The organism is Vibrio sp. T9 (genome assembly GCF_003123985.1).
Taxonomy (GTDB): domain Bacteria; phylum Pseudomonadota; class Gammaproteobacteria; order Enterobacterales; family Vibrionaceae; genus Vibrio; species Vibrio diabolicus.
Window position 1 is genome coordinate 167,303 of record NZ_NIGY01000001.1, and the last position, 18,467, is coordinate 185,769.

Below are 18,467 nucleotides of genomic sequence, written 5' to 3' on the forward strand. Positions count from 1 at the left end.
GCCAGTCATGAAACGTGTATTAATGTTCGACGCAATCCCAATGCAAGGTGGTTCTAAAATTGCGAATGCAGAGCTCCTCAAACAGTGCGATAAACTGAACGTAATTGGTTACCTGCTGACCACGAATCCAGAGCATTGGGAGTCACTACTTAGCGATACGCCTCGTGTGCAGATTATCAAAATCAAACCATCACCATTGAGCTCCACTCATGGCCTCACTTACTGGTTAATGAACGCGTATTACTTTATCCAACTGATTTTTGCGTGCATGAAACTACCAAAGATAGATAGCTTTTTAGGTCTATCTTGCCCAAGTAATGATATGCCTTTGTACTTACTAAGATTAATCAGCAAAAAGCCTGTGGTACAAATGGTTCATGGTCCAATTGGTCGTTCAAGATCTTCCGGCTACTGCTTGGTAAAAGCATCCGCAATTTATTACTTGGCAAACACCCGAGAATCGATGCTAGAGGCCTTACAGGTCTACCTCAAAACAGAGAAGCCAGCCACTGAACGCTATTGGTGTGGTTTGAATGCGTCTACGTTTGTTAACGGACTATCGAGAGACCGCTGGCCAAAACAAGCAAATCCGATTTCAAACCGCGTCTTCTGGGCAGCTAGCTTACTAAAATGGAAGAACATCGATCTTTTTCTTGATGCTTTAACACTTGATAAGACAAAAGAGATCAAATCTACCGTGTGTTACATCAAACCAAATGTGGCAGGTGTGGAATATTCAACACCAGACTTCACCACAAAAGGTGTTGAATGGCATGAGTGCCCAGATAACCTAGATGACCTACGCTCTCAGTGTGGTGTGTTTGTTTCCACCAGTGTTAACGAACCTTTTGGGTTATCCATTTTAGAAGCTCTCGCAGCCGGCATGTGCATCGTCATCCCACATGATGATAGCTACTGGGATCGCGTATTGACGCATGGCCGCAATTGCATCAAGTACACACCAAACAATGTGGCGTCGTTACATAACGCAATTCGCCTTTTGAATGAGTCTCCATGGATGAAAGTGACAATGGGTATCGAAGCACTCAACGTTTCTCAACTTTATACGGCCGAACGTTGTTATCTGCCAATCGCTCAGCATCTTGCAGCAGAATCCGCACCGAATGGCGATTGTAAACTCAAAACACCGCGATACATCAAAGGATATGACCATGTCTAAAGCAATGACCAATATGTCGCTGTTCGCTATCGCGTTAGTGATAAACAAAAGCATCAGCTTAATCATGCTGCCTGTATTGCCCCACTTTCTCTCACCAGAACAAATGGGCAAGCTTGAACTGCTTACCACCTTTGGCGTTGTCACAACCTTATTCGTCAGTTTCGCTTTGCATGAAGCGCTGTATCGATTCGTAGGGGTTGAAAAGGATCAAAATACGCGCACAAGCCTTCTAAACCAGCTGTACTCACTTGCTTTGTTCATCGCTGGCATCGTGGCTTTATGCCTACTCGCTATCATTATGCTCGCGCCTATTCCTGCACCTTTTACGCGAGTCGAGTTTGCTATTGTTATGTTTGCTATCGTTCTAGAAGGCAGTATCGCAATCGGCACAGCTTGGTTGAGAACACAGGACGACAAAGCAAGAACCCTACTTAACGTCATGGTGACTACCACTGTTTTTCAGGTCATTTTCATCATCACGGCTCTGTCTGTTCACCCACATGTTATTTCTGTTTTATGGGGTGGCTTGTTGGCTGCTATTACTCAGTTTTTCTGGCTGCACATCATTAACCGCTACAGCATGACTCTGCCAAATCTGACAGTGGCGAAACAATACCTAAACTACTGTCTGCCAATGATGATGGCTGGATTGGTTGCGTTTTGTCTCAATGGCGCTGAACGCTGGTTCATCGGCGCGAACGCCTCACTTGCGACATTAGGGATTTACGCGATAGCCGTAAAATTTGCGGTTGGCATGTGTATTTTAGTTCAGCCATTTGGCATGTGGTGGATGCCACGTCGATTTAATTACCTAGAAGCGCGTAAGAGTACAGAAGCTGTGCGCATCACTCATCTAGGCATGATTTACATTACAGGTTTAAGTGTTGCAGTCGGCACATTAGCAATGGTGATGATCACTTACCTGTTACCAGAAACCTATCATGAGGCGGTACTGTTCAGCTTGTTCTTACTGCCTATCGCTATGCTAAAAGAGTGGAGCGAGCTCATTAATATTTCCATTTTGTACAAGCGTCGTACTCGCTGGTTACTGGGTATTAATGTCGTCTCAGCATGCGTTGCAATTGCTTTGCTGTTTGGCCTATCGTCCCTGGGTATCTATGGAGTTTTCATTGCGCTTTATTACGCTCAACTGTGTAAGCTTGGCCTTACTTATGTGATAGGCCAACAATGCATGCCGTTGCCTTTTCACCTAAGTCTGATGGTTTTATTGCAGATTATCTCCGGTGTGGCACTGTTCCTGCTTCACTCTTCACAATCAATAGGCATCGCCATCGCAATTTGCATTTTGACATGCACTTTGCTGGCAGGGATAGCCACTCGCTATATGAGTAAAGAGACGCTAAATGCGCTCACTCGATACATGGTGAAGTGGCGTGGACAGGTGAAGAGATACTCGTTATGACTGAAACCAAGGTGAGAAGAAAGCAGTCCATCGCAGCGCTGACGATTACCGTCTGTATCGGCCTGCTTTGGATTGTTATGCCTCACCCTATTTTGATTGTCGCACTATGTTTCGCCCCACTTGCTTTACTATTCGTTCTCAACCAAACGTTTTGGCTTGTCACGCTGTTCGTTATTTTTTCATTCTTTCGTATTCATGAAGCGTTTCCCGTTATCTATAACTTTAAGATCCCATTGCTACTATCATTAGGGGCACTGGCCGCACTTGCTTTCCACCTTTTGATAAGTCGCCAGCTTACTGCTTTTTGGCACCCTTCATTAAAATGGCTGTGCATATTTTGGGGGTTGGTGATCATCGGTATCGTCTTTGCCTCCAGTCGTGACATTGCCATTACGGTTTTCAAAAATACCTATTGGAAAATCATCATTATGACATTGGCGATCACCTGGCTTATTACCAAACCGGCTCAGTTGGCACAAATGTCGAAAGCGATAATTTTCGCCGGATTGTTGATTGGTTTAGTCGCATTACAAAACGCAGCGAATGGCATTGATTTAGTGGAAGGGACGCGCGTATCGATTGGACGCTCCATAGGTTCAGTACTCGGCGATCCGAACGACTTGGCGCTGGTATTAATGTTTCCCCTCGCCTTTACCGTTAGTCAGTTGATGGAGAAACGTTCACCTAAACATCTCCGACTCTTCGCACTTGTTACCTGTTTGGTATTGTTTTTTGCGATTATTGAGACACAAAGCCGCGGGGGCTTGTTAGGCTCTCTATCGGTATTTGCGTACTTTGCCTTTAAGCACATCAAAAGCAAAACGTTAGTCTTAGTACTAGGCGCCGTCGCAGCCATCGTACTCTACGCATTTGCTGGTATCTCAGGGCGAGAATCGGGTGGCGCAGCCGAGGATGGTATAGATGCCTCTGCGATGGGACGACTTTACGCGTGGGAAGCCGCATTTAAAATGGCTCTCCACCATCCGTTAACTGGGGTTGGGCTTGATAATTTCTACTTCAATTACTATTTCTATAGCCCTCACTGGGATGGCATCAATCACGCCGTACACAGTACTTGGTTTGGCGTATTAGCAGAAACGGGGTTTGTTGGACTCGCCGTGTTCATTACATTGATTGTGTCATTGATTCGAACCTCTTTGCATTCTATTTCACTACTGACGCCAACATCGGATTACACCCTCTCTGTTGGAGCAAACGCAGTCTTAAGTGGGCTTATCGGGACCATCGTATCAGGTACTTTCCTCACTCAAGGTTTCACTTGGCCAATTTACATTCTGGCAGCATTAACGGTTGTCGTTAGCCGAATCGTTCAAAGTGATTGTCAAAATGAGAAACCCTAATTTCAAATACCAATAGAAAGTCTAATTACCTGTTTTATATCAAATAAATCCTTGGCACGTATTGTGATTACTCTCTTGATTAGTAATCAAATAACGAAGACTCAAGGAGAGCCACATGACAGACATCGTAGTATTTGGAGAAGATTTTGGCGGGTTACCCTCCTCCACTCAACACATTGTCAAACGACTAGCAACTAGCCACCGCATCCTTTGGGTTAACTCAATCGGTCTGCGTCAACCTAGGCTGACCGCTAAAGACATGCAACGTGCGTTAAACAAGCTCGCTCGTGTGTTTAATAACGCTGGATCGCACAAGCCAACGTTAGAGTCTGAAATAAACCCAAATATTCACACCATTAACCTACTCACTATTCCTGCTCCAAGCTCTGCGCTGGCAAGAAAAGTAGCGGCTAAGATGATGAAATACCAGCTCAATAAACAGTTACACGCTCTTGGTTTTGATAAGCCTATATTTTGGACATCTCTCCCGACGGCCGCAGATGTTTGTGCGGAAATGAATTCACGTGGGCTAATTTACTATTGTGGCGATGACTTTAGCGCTTTAGCTGGTGTTGACCACGACACGGTTGCCAAGCATGAACGTACACTGGTTAACGCAGCTGATGTGATTTTTACAGCAAGTGACAAACTCGCCGCTCAATTTTCATCTGGTAAAACCGTCACTTTACCTCACGGTGTCGACTTTAGTTTGTTTTCTGAGCCAGCACCTAAGGCTGAAGATTTTCCTAATAATGGTCGCAAAGTGCTGGGCTTTTATGGCAGTTTGTCTGAATGGTTAGACTACGACTTAATTGCCCAAGTCGCAGACCAAGCACCTGACTGGGATCTCGTGTTCATCGGCCCTAACGAGTTCAGTGATAATCCGCTTCCACAAAGATGCAACGTATACTACCTGGGCCCGAGAGCGCATCACACTCTGCCACGTTACTCCCAACACTGGGATGCCAGTTGGTTGCCCTTTGTTGATAACGCTCAAATCAAGGCATGTAATCCGCTAAAACTTCTTGAGTACTTGGCAACAGGAACCCCTGTTATCAGCACGCCCTTTCCTGCATTAATGCCCTACAAACATATGCTCCATGTGGTTCAAGATGTCGAAGACGTGTGTGCCAGTCTCGATCACCTCCTACCACCACCGACAGATTCAAAGTCATTTGTTCAACAGCAAAGCTGGGAAGCAAGAGCCAACCAAGTTGATAAATTAGTGAGGGCGCTATGAACGATTTAAGAGAAAACCTCAGTGTACTGTTACATGGTGCTTGGAGACGTCGCTACATGATCGTTATTCCTATGCTTGTATTGCCTGTGCTGGGTTTCATCGTAAGTAAACTGGTTCCGACGACTTATGTCGCTCATACAAGTATGCTTATCCAAGAGACAGCGAAAATGAACCCATTCCTTCAAGATCTTGCCGTCTCAACCATGCTGAAAGACCGATTGAGCGCACTCAGTACCTTGCTAAAAAGCCGACATGTTTTGTACTCAGTTGCCAAAGAACAAGCGCTGATTAGTGACGACATGAGTGCTAAAGAGCAAGAGTTCATCATTAAAGATCTCGCGTCGCGTTTGTCTGTTCAGCAGCTTGGTAAGGACTTCATTCAAATCCAACTACGAAGTGGCAAACCGAATGGCATGGAGTCGATGTTACTCTCCGTCAGCGAACATTTTGTCGAACAGCTTTTAGCTCCTGAACGATCTTCAATTAAAGATTCAAGTCACTTTTTAACCATCCATATTAATAAACGCAGTGAAGAGCTGGATAAAGCAGAGCAAGCGTTCGCAGAATACAAGAATACTTACTCTCACGCGACGCCTGAAATGCAAGCACAAAGCCTGACTCGTCTGGCAAGTCTTAAACAAACCTTGGCAGAAAAAGAAGCGGAGCTTGCTGGTGTTACCCGAAGCCTAGGTAGTTTGGACCAACAGCTTTCTAAAACCAACCCGGTTATCGGTAAGCTTGAAGAACAAATCATCGACATTCGTAGTGAGCTCACTTTGCTTCGCGCCAAGTACACTGAGGCGCATAGCATGGTTCAAGGCAAGCTACGAGAGTTAAACCGCTTGGAGCAAGAGCGCTCAGTACTATTGAACTCTAAACAACCGGAATTAAACAGCGCCCAACTTTGGGATATCGCAAGCAATACCACCGTAAACAGTCTTGGAGAAGCTCAGCCTCTTCTGGTCTCTCAGCTTCACCAACTGCAAATTATGCGCGGACGCTTTGAAGCTCTCACAGAAGAAACCAATAGCTTACGAACAATGATTCAAGAGTTAGAAAGTAATGCGCATCGATTTGGTAGCACAGCAACAGAAATTAACCGCCTAGCTCGTGATGTCGCGGTAAAAAGAGAAATGTATGATGACCTTGTAGAGCGTTATGAAATGGCTCAATTAACTGGTTCACTTGGCGTATTTGAAGAGAATAAACGCGTGAAAATCATTGATGAACCTTTCACACCAACCATTCCGTCTAACTTACCTAGTTTTGTGTTTGTCATTTTAGGGTTTATCGGTGGCGCGGGTTTGGGCATTGGATTAGCGACGATACTTGAGTTAGCAGATAACTCTATCCGCTCGAAAAGAGCATTAGAAAAGCACCTTGGCGTTCCTGTGATCACCACTCTACCTAGAGTGGTATACGGAAGCTAACAGCCGTTAACACTCCATTACAAGCACTCGTTCAGCGAGTGCTTTTCTTTTTGTGCTTATTCTAACTCCGTGTAAGGTTTCCACTAATATGAATCTCAAATTGAGAATAAACATCGCCCTTCATATATATCGACGTTAACCTCATGTTTTTAAACACTTAATTTATTGGCACGCAGTCTGCAATTCCTAAATAAACAAAGAACTCAACGAGGGTTTGAGAATGGAATTCAGACAAAAACAAAATAGCACTCAACGCAATAAAAAAGTGATATTACACGTCGTGCAGCACTTAGCTCCTGGCGGTTTGGAAACGCTCGTATTAGAGATGCTTCGTTTTGCGCAACCGAATCATTCCGTGTTTGTCGTAAGTTTAGAGGGAAGCAAAGCGCAAGCACTGCAATGCTGGTCAAAACTCTCGGCCTACCAAGGCCAACTGCACTTTCTCAATAAGAAACCTGGATTCAGCGGAAAAACCATAAGTACGCTGACTTCCATGCTCAAAGGACTTAAGCCTGATGTGGTCCACACTCACCATATCGGTCCACTATTATATGGTGGGATTGCGGCACGCTTAGCGCAGGTGCCAGTAATTATCCATACTGAGCACGACGCCTGGCATCTGAATAACAGAAAGTCAGCTCGACTGCAGTCCCTACTGCTAAAAATGATTCGTCCACATGTGGTTGCCGATGCGAACTTTGTCGCCGAACAAATCCAGACAAAACTGAATTACCGCAAAGTCTGCACCATTCACAATGGAATCGATTGCCAGAAATTTCAAAGCGGTAATCAAGCAACCAAGAGAAACTTGTTTGGGCTTCCAGCCAACAAAACCGTGATTGGAGTGGCTGGACGTTTAGAAGCAGTTAAAGGCCATAAAGTGCTTATCGAAGCCTTCTCTCATCTTACGCCAAACACACACCTAGCCATTGCTGGAGATGGTTCTCAGAGAGCTCAATTGGAAGCACAAGTTAGAACGTTAAAACTTGAGGATCGCGTTACCTTTTTAGGCTTGGTCGATGATATGCCCAGCTTTTACCAAAGCCTCGATTTATTTTGTTTACCGTCGCTTCAAGAGGGCTTCCCTCTCTCAACACTAGAAGCTCAAGCATGTGACGTTCCTTGTGTCGCAACCGATGTTGGTGGCGTGAAAGAGACGCTCTGCCCGATTAACAGCACATTGGTTGAAGCCAACCGAGTGTTCTCTTTGGCGGAAGCTTTGTCGCAGCAATTGAAATCAACCCATGGTTCTCCTCGAACTTTTATTCTCAAACATTTTGATATCAGAGACATGGTGGGTCGCTACTCACGTTTGGCCAAGGAGGCTAGCTATGAATGATTTACTTTGGATTACAGGTTTTGGTTTATCCGCATTTTTGATTGTCTATCATCATGTTGGTTATCCATTGCTACTTAAATGGCTTCCTTTAAAACAGCAAAAAACCACAGCACCATTTGTAGAGCGAGCTTACAAAGCCTCTCAAACAGACAGTCAGTTACCATCTATTACTGTCATCGTGCCCGCCTACAATGAAGAACAATGGATAGCAGAAAAGATCCGCAACCTTGCGAGCTTAGATTACCCAAGAGATAAATTGAAAGTGGTGATCGCATGTGATGGCTGCACAGATAACACAGCCGAGATTGCTCAAGCGACGATTCAAGAAGCAATCTGCTCCGATACACTGTTCATCATTAATGACCACCAAGTCAATCGCGGTAAAGTTGCCCTACTCAACGAAGAAATGCGTCATGTTAGCTCGGACATTACCGCACTGAGTGATACATCGGCATTGATTTCTTGCGATTCTCTGTTGCTAGCTAGTCAGCATTATCAAAATGAGAAGGTTGGAGTGGTTAACGCGACATATCAAATAATGAGTACCGATAACCAAGGTGAAGCAGCGTACTGGCAATACCAGTCTCGAGTGAAGCACCAAGAATCCTTGCTAGGTTCAACGATTGGTTCTCACGGTGCGTTTTATACATTCAGAACCCACCTATTTGAACCACTTGAAGTCAGCACCATTAATGACGATTTTATTCTCCCTATGAGAATCGTTTTGCGAGGCTATAACGCTATCTACGAACCTAACATGCTAGCTCTTGAACTCGAACAAAGCTCAGACGACGCAGACTTCAAGCGACGCCTAAGAATTTCAGCGGGTAACATGCAGCAGCTCATGCAATTAAAGCAATTACTGCTACCTCGCTATCGTGGCACTGCCTTTGCATTTCTATCGGGAAAGGTTCTGCGCTTAGCAACACCCTATTTGATGATTGTTTGCTTGGTTTGTTCACTGCTACTGGCACACAACCCGCTGTTTCAAATAATGCTGCTCGCTCAAGCCTGTGTTTATGGTATCGCACTTGTCACTTACTTGGTGCCTGCACTTAACACAGTCAAGCCTTTTAAACTGATTAGCTACATCGTCATTGGTCATCTCGCCAATTTCATCGGCGGTATGAAGTATTTGCTAGGAATGGAAAATGGACGTTGGAAACGCGTCAACCAATAAGGAAAGCATCATGAAAAACTCACGCTACGATTCAAATGTATGCCACGCGAAAAGAACGTTTGATGTACTGGTTGCAATGTTTATTTTGCTCGTCACTGCACCACTATTCCCATTTATCGCGCTAGCTATAAAAATCACATCAAAAGGCCCAGTGATCTATCGTCAACTGCGTGTTGGGCGCTGTACACCAGAAAAAATGGATCTTTTTCAAATCATGAAATTTCGCACCATGTATATTGATGCGGAGCAACGCTCCGGTGCAGTTTGGGCAACCGAGAATGATCCTCGAATAACACCAGTAGGACGTTTTTTACGTAAGACGCGTTTGGATGAGTTACCACAGCTGTTTAATGTGTTGAGAGGTGAAATGTCGATGATCGGGCCACGTCCAGAGCGCCCTGCTTTCTACCAAAAGTTGGAAGATGAAATCCCTTATTTTGTAGAACGCACATATGGCGTATTACCAGGAATTACAGGCCTAGCGCAAGTTAACCAAGGCTACGATGCTTGTATTGAAGATGTACGACGTAAAGTTGGGTTTGATCACAGTTACGCACTAAGCTTAGGTTCGTTCTACTCTTGGATTTCAATGGACCTTTCAATCATGAGCAAAACATTCGTTGTGATGATTGACGGACGAGGTCAGTAACCCCCTGGTTCTGGTAACGGTCACTCTTGCCACTGGCGTCGCATCTTTTCGATGGTCGCTGGTGGTACATCATGAATGCTTTGATACGCTCCGCGACACACCTTAACTTCCACCTCAATGCGCTTCTTCACGCAGTAGTCCAAGTAACGCTTCATCTCCCAGTGCCGAACAAACGTATTACTCACAATCACGACTTTCCCTTTGTTCAACCACTCTCGAGTTTGCTGAAAACACCATTCGTGCGCTTGGGGTAATTCAGTTGGGTTAAAGTGATAATCACCTTCATCATTTTCAAAATACATGTCAGCTTCAAAATGCTTAGCACCAAGCTCTATCGCCAGTTGCTTTGCTAAGGTTGTTTTACCTGAACCTGGAAGTCCACGAATAAGAATGAGTTTCGCCAGTGACATAATGCTGTTAAATGAGGTGGGAATAAGCCCAAACTGTAACGGAATTATTGAAAAAGAAAAGTAGAAATAAAAAATGCCGAACGCATTAGGCTCGGCATTTAAATTCAATAGTGGATAGTGTTTATTTGTAAGCTGACAGTTCGGTTCTTAACCCTTTAACCAAGCTTACACACATCAACAACAGAACAAAGGTAAACGGTAATCCCGTTGCAACCACACCGGACTGCAATGCTTGCAAGGCTTCTTTGCCACCAACCCAAAGCATAACGGCTGCAATTGCACCTTCAATACAAGCCCAGAAAATACGCTGTGGAATTGGTGCATCAATCTTACCACCCGCAGTGATACTATCGATAACCAGTGAGCCAGAGTCTGATGATGTAATAAAGAACACCAGAATCAGCACGATAGAAAGCATTGAAATCACTGAGCTATACGGTAGCGCATCGTAAACATGGAACAGAGTCAGTGAAATATCAGTTAGACCATTTGCACCTAGCTCACCGACTTTATTCACCACTTGGTCAAGCGCGATACCACCGAATACAGACATCCAAATCAAGGTAACGACAGTAGGAATAACGATCACTGCGAACAGGAATTCTCGAACCGTACGACCTTTAGACACACGCGCGATAAACATACCAACAAACGGTGACCAAGATACCCACCAAGCCCAGTAGAATACCGTCCAGCCGTGCATCCAAGTTTCATCTTCACGACCGTGGGGGTTGCTCAACGGAATAATATTTTCAATGTAAGCCATTGTTGTGTCGCGTAGCGAACCCCACGCCGTATCAAACGTTATAAAGGTAATGAAAATAAGCAGGGCAAACGCAACCACCATATTGACGTTACTCAGTAGCTTAACACCACCATCAATACCACGAATTACTGATAGCACCGCGATAAAGGTAACAAAGGTGATCACAATCATTTGTGTACCAATGCCGCCTTCTAGACCAAAGACATGGTTAATACCACTGGTCGCCTGCTGAGCACCGAGACCCAGCGACGTTGCAAGACCAAACAGCGTGGATAAAACGGCAAGAATGTCGATAACATGTCCCAACCAACCCCATGCTCGGTCACCAAAAATTGGATAAAACGCCGCGCGCAATGAAAGCGGTAAACCCTTGTTAAAAGCAAAAAACGCAAGTGCTAGTGCAACGAGTGCGTAAATACTCCAACCATGCACACCCCAGTGGAACATGGTGGCACCCATCGCTAGTGATTTCGCTTCTTCTGTGTATGGCACTGCGTTCAGTGGCATTCCCCACCAATCAGTGAAGTACGCGGTCGGCTCCGCCACACTCCAGAACAGAAGGCCAATACCCATACCAGCAGCAAAGAGCATCGACAACCAAGAAACGGTTGAGTGATCCGGCGTTGCTTCTTTGCCACCTAAGCGGATTTTACCCAGCGGAGAAAAAAGAAGAGCAACAGCGAATAATAAGAAGAAGTTTGTCGACCACATAAAGAACGCATCAAACTGTTCGATAATTCCGTTTTTCAGACCGTTTAATACATCACGAGCAGTGGTTGGCTCAACAAGAAGAAGTGAAATTAGACAGAAAACAACGAGACCCGCACTGATGCCAAAAACGGGGTTATGTATGTCGAATCCCCACTTTTGAACGTTGTCCTGTCCAACCTGATAGTCTGTTGTGTCGATACTATATTTTTTAAATGCATTATCCATAAATACAAATTTAACGTGAATTTGAAACGCCCCTCAGGTGAGAAGAACTCCAATACCGCCCTCCATTAATTTGAACTCTAAAGTTTTAAAGCGGGGCGAAGTTTAGCAGTAATCACATATTTTTGCAAAAAATCGCCATTTATTGCATTTTTGGCTCAGTTAAAGGCAGATGAGAACAAAGTAATATCAACACAAAAATTATGAGGTCTAACGATTGATTTTATCGTAATTTGATCGTTCGAAAAGCACTGGAAATACTTGCGCTCTGTGGCTTTATCATTGATGGACGCGTAAATTGAGATAAGTAACACTGACTTGGTTTCAAAGCTAGCGATGAAACCATGTCAGTAAAGTTTTCATATAGATTGAGTATTATAGGAAATGGAAGGTAATATTCCCCGTCACACTGCTCACGGTGTCACTATCGCTGTCAATATCCACGCCAAACGCTTGATAGCTTGCCCCAATAGAAACATTATCGAGCAAGAAGTATTCGGCACCGACACCATACATGTAGGAGACACCATCATCTTTATCTAAATTTCTCAGTCCGCCGTCATAATCAACATTGAATGCATTGATGCCACCTTTGGCATAGACATGAAGCGGCCCAAAGTCGATGCTTGGTTTCGCTGCTAAATAGAATGAATCAAAATCAGCACTACCCCTGCTGCCACTCAGTGATAAATCCACCTTGCCGTGGTTAAAGTAACCTGCCTCAATGCCAATGAATGGCAAAATACCAGTACCTACATGAATACCATAGGTTGTATCGTTTTCGCTATCGATATCAGATTGACCGATTTGACCGCCAGCGTAAATCCATGAGTCAGCCATTGCTGATGTTGAGCACAACGTTAGAGCTAATAACGAGAGTGTTTTTTTCATACTATCCCTTCCTAAGCGATTCCTAAGCGAAACATTACGCAAATATGCGCATTTAATCGCCACTATATATTGGAAAGCATGAGCATTTTAAGATCCAAAAGTGAATAATTTATGTTCAACTTTTGTTTTGTGACTTCCAGACAAAAAAACACCGACATAAAGTCGGTGTTTTTCATATGGGTGTTAGAAAGCTAGACGCTTATAGGAAATGCAGTGTTGCGTTAACAGAGAACGTGCCGATATCGTCTTTACCCGCCGTGTAGTTCATGTAGCTAGCACCAACAGACATCGGACCAAAAATGAAGTACTCAGCACCTACACCGTACATTAGATCCAAATCGTCATCGTCTTTGCCGCCTTTCACTTCTTTGTCCCACTGGTGGAAGCCACCTTTTGCATACACATGCAGTGGACCAAAGTCGATGCTTGGCTTAAGTGCTGCGTAGTAAGACGTTAGCTTAGTGTCTTGACCATTTACGTTAAATTCACCGTGTTGCGTCACACCGGCTTCAATACCAATGATAGGTAGGATGCCTGTACCAACGTGAACAGAGTATGATGTATCCGTCTCACCTTTGTAGTCAGACTGACCTACTGTTGCACCACCGTAAATCCAAGAATCTGCCATTGCCGCAGAAGATGCGCCAAGTAGCGCCACTGCTAATAGAGTTTTTTTCATCATCTACCTTTACTCTTTATTATTCCCACGTCTGCATAACTCAGTCGTTGGTACTACAAATAAAGGGAGGCGAACCATTGCCTCCCAGAACTAAAAAATAACGCTTATTGAGTTACTAGCAATTAGTGTACCAGTAACCTCATACGCGAGAATTACAAATCTGACGCTATTTTACTGGTTGATTAGCAAGCATCAATCGCGTTTTTGACTCGTTTATCAGAAACAGGATAAGGAGTGCCTAATTGTTGAGCAAAGTAACTCACGCGAAGCTCTTCAATCATCCAACGCACTTCCTTTACGTTTTCAGGAATGGCCACACCTTTCGGGATCTTGTTCAGCAACTCTTTATAGTCTTGAGTCACAGATTCAATCTTCAGCATGTGTAAACGATCTTTGTTTGGATCGATTGGCAACTTCTCCATACGACGCTCTATCGCACGCATGTAGCGAAGAATATCCGGCAAGCGTTTCCAGCCACATTCCGTCGCAAAGCCTTTGAAGATCAAGCCTTCAATTTGTGCTTTGATATCCGACAGAGCAAACGCCATAGTGAAGTCGATTTTGCCTTTTAGCTTCTTATTGATGCTGAACGCCGTTGTCAGAATAGTCTCAACCTGTTTCGCGATCTCTACGACGGTATCACCCAGTTCAGCACGAACGTGTTCTTTCAACGCTTCGAACTTCTCTGGCTCCCAAACTAAGCCACCCTGCTCTTCAATAAGCTTATCGACACCACAGGCGATACAGTCATCGATCAGATCAAGCACTTTGCCGTAAGGGTTAAAATACAAACCCAACTTCGATTTGTTCGGTAAGTTAGCGTGCAAGTATTTAATTGGCGACGGTACGTTCAATAAAATTAGGCGACGCTGGCCAGCACGCATTGCGGTGATCTGCTCAAATTCGGTTTCGTAGAGTTTGATTTCAACGCTGTCTTTGCTATCAACAAGTGCTGGATACGCTTTTACATCGTAGCCACCACGTTTTTGTTGATACACTTTCGGCAATTCACCGAAGCTCCACGTATGCAGACCTTGCTGTTCAATATCGTCATCCGCCACTTTAGAAAGCGTTTCTTGAACTTTGTCTTTCAAGCTCTCTTTCAATTCGTGAAGGTCTTTATGTTCCTTCAGTTTGCGATTTCGATGATCAACCGCGCGGAACGTCACTTTCAAGTGCTCAGGCACCTGTTCCAAGTTCCAGTCTTCACGCAATACTTCTACACCCGTCATGCGGCGCAGTTCTTTCTCTAGCGAGTCTAGCAGCGGCGCTTCCATTGGTGTTACACGTGCTAAGAATGCATCGGCATAGTTCGGCGCAGGCACAAAGTTCTTACGAATCGTCTTCGGCAGCGATTTAATCAAACTAACAATAAGCTCATGACGCAGACCAGGGATCTGCCAGTCAAAGCCCGCTGGCTCAACTTGGTTTAAAATCGGCAACGGCAAATGCACTGTGACACCGTCACTATCATCGCCCGGTTCAAATTGGTAACTCAACTTGAGCTTCAAACCATTTTGATGCCAGAAGTTCGGGTAATCCAAATCGGTCACATGGCTAGCATCACCCTTGAACAGCATCTCTTTTTCAAAGTTCAGCAGTTCAGGATCTTCTTTCGATGCTTTTTTCCACCACGTATCGAAATGTTTACCAGACACCACTTCGGTACCAACACGTTGGTCATAGAAATCAAACAGCTCATCATCATCCACCAAGATGTCACGACGACGAGATTTGTGTTCAAGCTCTTCCACTTCTTGCAGAAGCTTACGGTTTTGTTTAAAGAACGCGTGTTTGGTTTCCCACTCACCTTCAACCAATGCACTACGAATAAAGATTTCGCGGCTAACGGTCGGATCGATACTGCCGTAGTTCACCAAACGTTTCGGTACGATTGGCACGCCGTAAAGCATGACTTTTTCGTGCGCCATCACCGCCGCGCGTTTCTTCGACCAATGCGGTTCGCTGTAACTGCGCTTGATAAGGTGTTTGGCTAATGGCTCAATCCACTCCGGCTGAATCTTGGCAATGATACGGCCCCAAAGTTTCGAGGTTTCCACCAACTCGGCTGACATTATCCACTTAGGTTGTTTCTTAAATAGACCCGATGCAGGGAAGATATGGAAACGAGCATTGCGCGCGCCTTGATATTCATTCTTTTCTTGGTCTTTCATACCGATGTGCGACAACAAACCAACCAAGATCGCACTGTGTACACCATGGTAAGAAGCAGGCTCATCGTTAAGTTTGAATTCCATCTCACGCATCGACTGATGAATTTGGAAGTACACGTCTTGCCACTCGCGAACGCGCAAGTAGTTCAAATAATCTTGCTTGCACTGTTTGCGGAACTGGTTGCTAGACAACGCTTTTTGCTGCTTTTGGATGTATTCCCACAAATTCACAAACGTCAGGAAGTCCGACTCTTCATGGAAGAAACGACGGTGCTTATCATCTGATGATTGTTGTTTGTCTGAAGGACGCTCGCGTGGATCTTGAATCGACAAGGCCGCTGCAATGATCATCACTTCTTTAAGCGCACCATATTTTGGCGCTTCCAATACCATACGCGCCAAGCGTGGGTCGATTGGCAAACGAGCTAATTGGCGACCGATGGAAGTCAGGCGTTTTTTCGGGTCTTTTACCTCAGAATTAATCGCGCCAAGCTCTTCCAGCAAACGAACACCATCTTGGATGTTACGTTTGTCCGGAGCTTCCACAAATGGGAAGGCTTGAATGTCGCCCAAGCCAAGAGCGGTCATCTGTAAGATAACCGATGCTAGGTTGGTACGCAGGATCTCGGGATCGGTAAACTCTGGGCGCGACTCAAAATCTTCCTCTGAGTACAGACGGATACAGATACCCTCTTCCACACGACCACAACGACCTTTACGTTGGTTCGCACTCGCCTGAGAAACCGGCTCGATTGGAAGACGCTGAACCTTAGTTCGGTAACTGTAGCGGCTAATGCGCGCCGTGCCCGGGTCGATAACATACTTGATGCCCGGAACGGTTAGCGAGGTTTCTGCCACGTTGGTTGCCAGTACAATTCGGCGACCAGTATGAGGTTGGAAAATCTTGTTCTGCTCGCCCGCCGACAAACGCGCGTAAAGCGGCACAATTTCGGTGCTCTTCAGATTGCGTTTAGACAGTGCATCTGCGGTATCACGAATTTCACGCTCACCGTTCATGAAGATCAGGATGTCACCTAAACCTTCATCGCACAATTCGTCGACCGCTTCGAAGATGCCTTCAAGTTGGTCACGATCATTGTCGTCATCACCGCTTAGTGGGCGGTAACGGGTTTCTACTGGGTAAGTACGACCTGACACTTCAATAATTGGTGCATTGTTGAAGTGTTTTGAGAAGCGCTCTGGGTCAATGGTTGCCGACGTGATGATCACTTTCAAATCAGGACGACGTGGTAGCAACTCTTTCAAGTAACCCAAGATGAAATCGATGTTAAGGCTGCGCTCGTGCGCTTCATCGATAATAATGGTGTCGTATTGATTCAAGAAACGGTCATGCTGAATTTCAGCCAGCAAGATACCGTCCGTCATCAATTTGATTTGGGTATTTTCAGAGATCTGATCGTTGAATCGAACCTTGTAACCAACAAACTCACCCAGTTTGGTTTCCATCTCTTCGGCAATACGGTTCGCAACCGAACGCGCCGCAAGACGACGAGGCTGAGTATGACCAATCAGGCCGAACTTACCGCGACCAAGCTCAGCGCAGATTTTTGGCAGCTGAGTGGTTTTACCAGAACCGGTTTCACCCGCGACGATAACCACTTGGTTTTCTTCAATCGCTTTAGCGATGTCGTCACGCTTTTGGCTGACGGGCAGAATTTCTGGGTATTCAATCGTTGGTTTGTAGTTGCTGCGTTGTTCCGCAACCATCATCGATTTAGCAATGTCGAGTGCAATTTCATCAAACACAGCATTACGTGCTGCATCTTTCTTAATTTTGCTCGCACCAGAAATGCGTTTACTTAAACGGAAGCGGTCACGCATCATGCACTGGCTTAACGCTTTGCGTAGAGACGCCGCGCTATTCACTTGAGCCTGAGGTGCTTTATCTTGTTTCGCTGTCGCCTTTTGCACACCATTTGACGGTGTCGCTTGCTCTTCAGCGGGATTCTTTTTTGGGGGCTGTGACGAAGTCAAAGCGTTTCCTATTCTTTTCATTACAAAAACTGCGCGGATTGTATCACACAAGATCTGCAACAAGATAACCGAAACCACATTCAAATTTTTCGAACATGTTCAGCGAATCCCTATACTTTTTAACCAACGTGCCTCGCTTATAATGGCTCCCATAGTCAAAAGCACTTATTTAAGGAATAACCATTATGTCTCGTGTACTAGCTCTAAAATCAAGCATCCTTGGCGATTACTCTCAATCAAACAAACTGGTTGAAGACTTCATCAAAAATGTAGACCAAGACAAGCTAACTGTTCGTGATTTGGCTGCAAACCCATTACCAGTTTTGGACTTCGCCGTTGCCACTGCACTTCGCGCAACGGAAGATCTTTCACAAGAACAACAAGCGGTTGTCGAACTGTCGGATACCCTTATTGAAGAAGTAAAAGCCGCAGACACTTTGGTTATTGCCGCACCAATGTATAACTTTACGATTCCGACTCAGCTTAAAAACTGGATTGATTTGATTGCTCGCGCTGGCGTGACATTCAAATACACAGAAAACGGCGTTCAAGGCCTGATCGAAGGTAAGAAAGCGATTGTCATCACGACTCGCGGTGGTATCCATAAAGATTCACCAACAGACAACGTCACACCATACCTGCGTACCGTGCTAGGTTTCGTTGGTATCACTGATGTGGAATTTGTTTATGCGGAAGCGCTAAACATGGGTGAAGATTTCGCTGCGAAAGGCATTTCTGAAGCGCAGAGCCAACTTGCAGCGATAGCGTAAATTGGCCAAGCTAGATAGAAGAATGTAAATAACAAGGGATTGGTTCG

General features: G+C 45.0%; 14 protein-coding genes. 9 read left to right on the forward strand and 5 right to left on the reverse strand.

Annotated features, from left to right (window positions below; genetic code table 11):
* The first annotated feature begins 7 nt into the window (after positions 1–7).
* The 8 genes from CBX98_RS00775 (at position 8) to CBX98_RS00810 (ending at position 9,802) form a co-directional block, all read left to right on the forward strand.
* Positions 8–1,180, forward strand: coding sequence for a glycosyltransferase family 4 protein (locus CBX98_RS00775; RefSeq protein WP_047008757.1), 1,173 nt, complete (start codon positions 8–10; stop codon positions 1,178–1,180).
* A complete protein-coding gene (locus CBX98_RS00780; protein WP_046875247.1) occupies positions 1,173–2,603 on the forward strand; it encodes a lipopolysaccharide biosynthesis protein in 1,431 nt (476 codons plus the stop codon). Before CBX98_RS00775 ends, CBX98_RS00780 begins: the two co-directional genes overlap by 8 nt.
* A complete protein-coding gene (locus CBX98_RS00785) occupies positions 2,600–3,964 on the forward strand; it encodes an O-antigen ligase family protein (protein ID WP_006742945.1) in 1,365 nt (454 codons plus the stop codon). The genes CBX98_RS00780 and CBX98_RS00785 overlap by 4 nt, the downstream gene beginning before the upstream one ends.
* Positions 3,965–4,079: 115 nt before the next feature.
* Positions 4,080–5,204 (forward strand): glycosyltransferase, encoded by a 1,125-nt coding sequence (locus tag CBX98_RS00790; RefSeq protein WP_074191434.1) that lies wholly within the window; start codon positions 4,080–4,082, stop codon positions 5,202–5,204.
* Entirely contained in the window at positions 5,201–6,634 is a 1,434-nt protein-coding gene (locus tag CBX98_RS00795; protein WP_109168365.1) for a chain-length determining protein, read from the forward strand. The genes CBX98_RS00790 and CBX98_RS00795 overlap by 4 nt, the downstream gene beginning before the upstream one ends.
* Before the next feature lie 220 nt (positions 6,635–6,854).
* The gene (locus tag CBX98_RS00800; RefSeq protein ID WP_172605904.1) at positions 6,855–7,973 is read left to right on the forward strand and encodes a glycosyltransferase; all 1,119 of its coding nucleotides are present in this window, start codon (positions 6,855–6,857) and stop codon (positions 7,971–7,973) included.
* Entirely contained in the window at positions 7,966–9,153 is a 1,188-nt protein-coding gene (locus CBX98_RS00805) for a glycosyltransferase family 2 protein (protein WP_109168366.1), read from the forward strand. Before CBX98_RS00800 ends, CBX98_RS00805 begins: the two co-directional genes overlap by 8 nt.
* Before the next feature lie 10 nt (positions 9,154–9,163).
* Positions 9,164–9,802: a sugar transferase gene (locus CBX98_RS00810; RefSeq protein ID WP_005394228.1), complete on the forward strand. Its 639-nt coding sequence runs from the start codon at positions 9,164–9,166 to the stop codon at positions 9,800–9,802.
* A gap of 20 nt (positions 9,803–9,822) precedes the next feature.
* Here CBX98_RS00810 and CBX98_RS00815 read toward each other — a convergent pair whose 3' ends face one another.
* From CBX98_RS00815 to hrpA, 5 genes are all read right to left on the reverse strand, one after another.
* Positions 9,823–10,212: an ATP-binding protein gene (locus CBX98_RS00815; protein ID WP_046875242.1), complete on the reverse strand. Its 390-nt coding sequence runs from the start codon at positions 10,210–10,212 to the stop codon at positions 9,823–9,825.
* A gap of 121 nt (positions 10,213–10,333) precedes the next feature.
* Complete coding sequence (locus tag CBX98_RS00820; RefSeq protein WP_005394224.1) at positions 10,334–11,914, reverse strand: BCCT family transporter; 1,581 nt, start codon at positions 11,912–11,914, stop codon at positions 10,334–10,336.
* Positions 11,915–12,286: 372 nt separating this feature from the next.
* On the reverse strand, positions 12,287–12,802 hold the full coding sequence (locus CBX98_RS00825; protein WP_005394222.1) for an outer membrane beta-barrel protein: 516 nt from the start codon (positions 12,800–12,802) through the stop codon (positions 12,287–12,289).
* Positions 12,803–13,001: 199 nt separating this feature from the next.
* Positions 13,002–13,481, reverse strand: coding sequence for an outer membrane beta-barrel protein (locus CBX98_RS00830; RefSeq protein ID WP_005394221.1), 480 nt, complete (start codon positions 13,479–13,481; stop codon positions 13,002–13,004).
* Between the two features lie 182 nt (positions 13,482–13,663).
* Positions 13,664–17,650, reverse strand: a complete 3,987-nt coding sequence (gene hrpA, locus CBX98_RS00835) for an ATP-dependent RNA helicase HrpA (RefSeq protein WP_172605905.1) — start codon at positions 17,648–17,650, stop codon at positions 13,664–13,666.
* A gap of 185 nt (positions 17,651–17,835) precedes the next feature.
* Between hrpA and CBX98_RS00840 the strand changes: the two genes are divergently transcribed.
* Positions 17,836–18,420, forward strand: coding sequence for an FMN-dependent NADH-azoreductase (locus tag CBX98_RS00840; RefSeq protein ID WP_046875241.1), 585 nt, complete (start codon positions 17,836–17,838; stop codon positions 18,418–18,420).
* Positions 18,421–18,467 lie beyond the last annotated feature (47 nt).

Coding starts and splice junctions, on each gene's coding strand:
- CBX98_RS00785 (WP_006742945.1), top strand. CDS start 2,600: ATGACTGAAACCAAGGTGAGAAGAAAGCAGTCCATCGCAGCGCTGACG.
- CBX98_RS00825 (WP_005394222.1), bottom strand. CDS start 12,802: ATGAAAAAAACACTCTCGTTATTAGCTCTAACGTTGTGCTCAACATCA.
- CBX98_RS00815 (WP_046875242.1), bottom strand. CDS start 10,212: ATGTCACTGGCGAAACTCATTCTTATTCGTGGACTTCCAGGTTCAGGT.
- CBX98_RS00810 (WP_005394228.1), top strand. CDS start 9,164: ATGAAAAACTCACGCTACGATTCAAATGTATGCCACGCGAAAAGAACG.
- CBX98_RS00830 (WP_005394221.1), bottom strand. CDS start 13,481: ATGAAAAAAACTCTATTAGCAGTGGCGCTACTTGGCGCATCTTCTGCG.
- CBX98_RS00820 (WP_005394224.1), bottom strand. CDS start 11,914: ATGGATAATGCATTTAAAAAATATAGTATCGACACAACAGACTATCAG.
- CBX98_RS00800 (WP_172605904.1), top strand. CDS start 6,855: ATGGAATTCAGACAAAAACAAAATAGCACTCAACGCAATAAAAAAGTG.
- CBX98_RS00790 (WP_074191434.1), top strand. CDS start 4,080: ATGACAGACATCGTAGTATTTGGAGAAGATTTTGGCGGGTTACCCTCC.
- CBX98_RS00775 (WP_047008757.1), top strand. CDS start 8: ATGAAACGTGTATTAATGTTCGACGCAATCCCAATGCAAGGTGGTTCT.
- CBX98_RS00840 (WP_046875241.1), top strand. CDS start 17,836: ATGTCTCGTGTACTAGCTCTAAAATCAAGCATCCTTGGCGATTACTCT.
- CBX98_RS00795 (WP_109168365.1), top strand. CDS start 5,201: ATGAACGATTTAAGAGAAAACCTCAGTGTACTGTTACATGGTGCTTGG.
- CBX98_RS00780 (WP_046875247.1), top strand. CDS start 1,173: ATGTCTAAAGCAATGACCAATATGTCGCTGTTCGCTATCGCGTTAGTG.
- CBX98_RS00805 (WP_109168366.1), top strand. CDS start 7,966: ATGAATGATTTACTTTGGATTACAGGTTTTGGTTTATCCGCATTTTTG.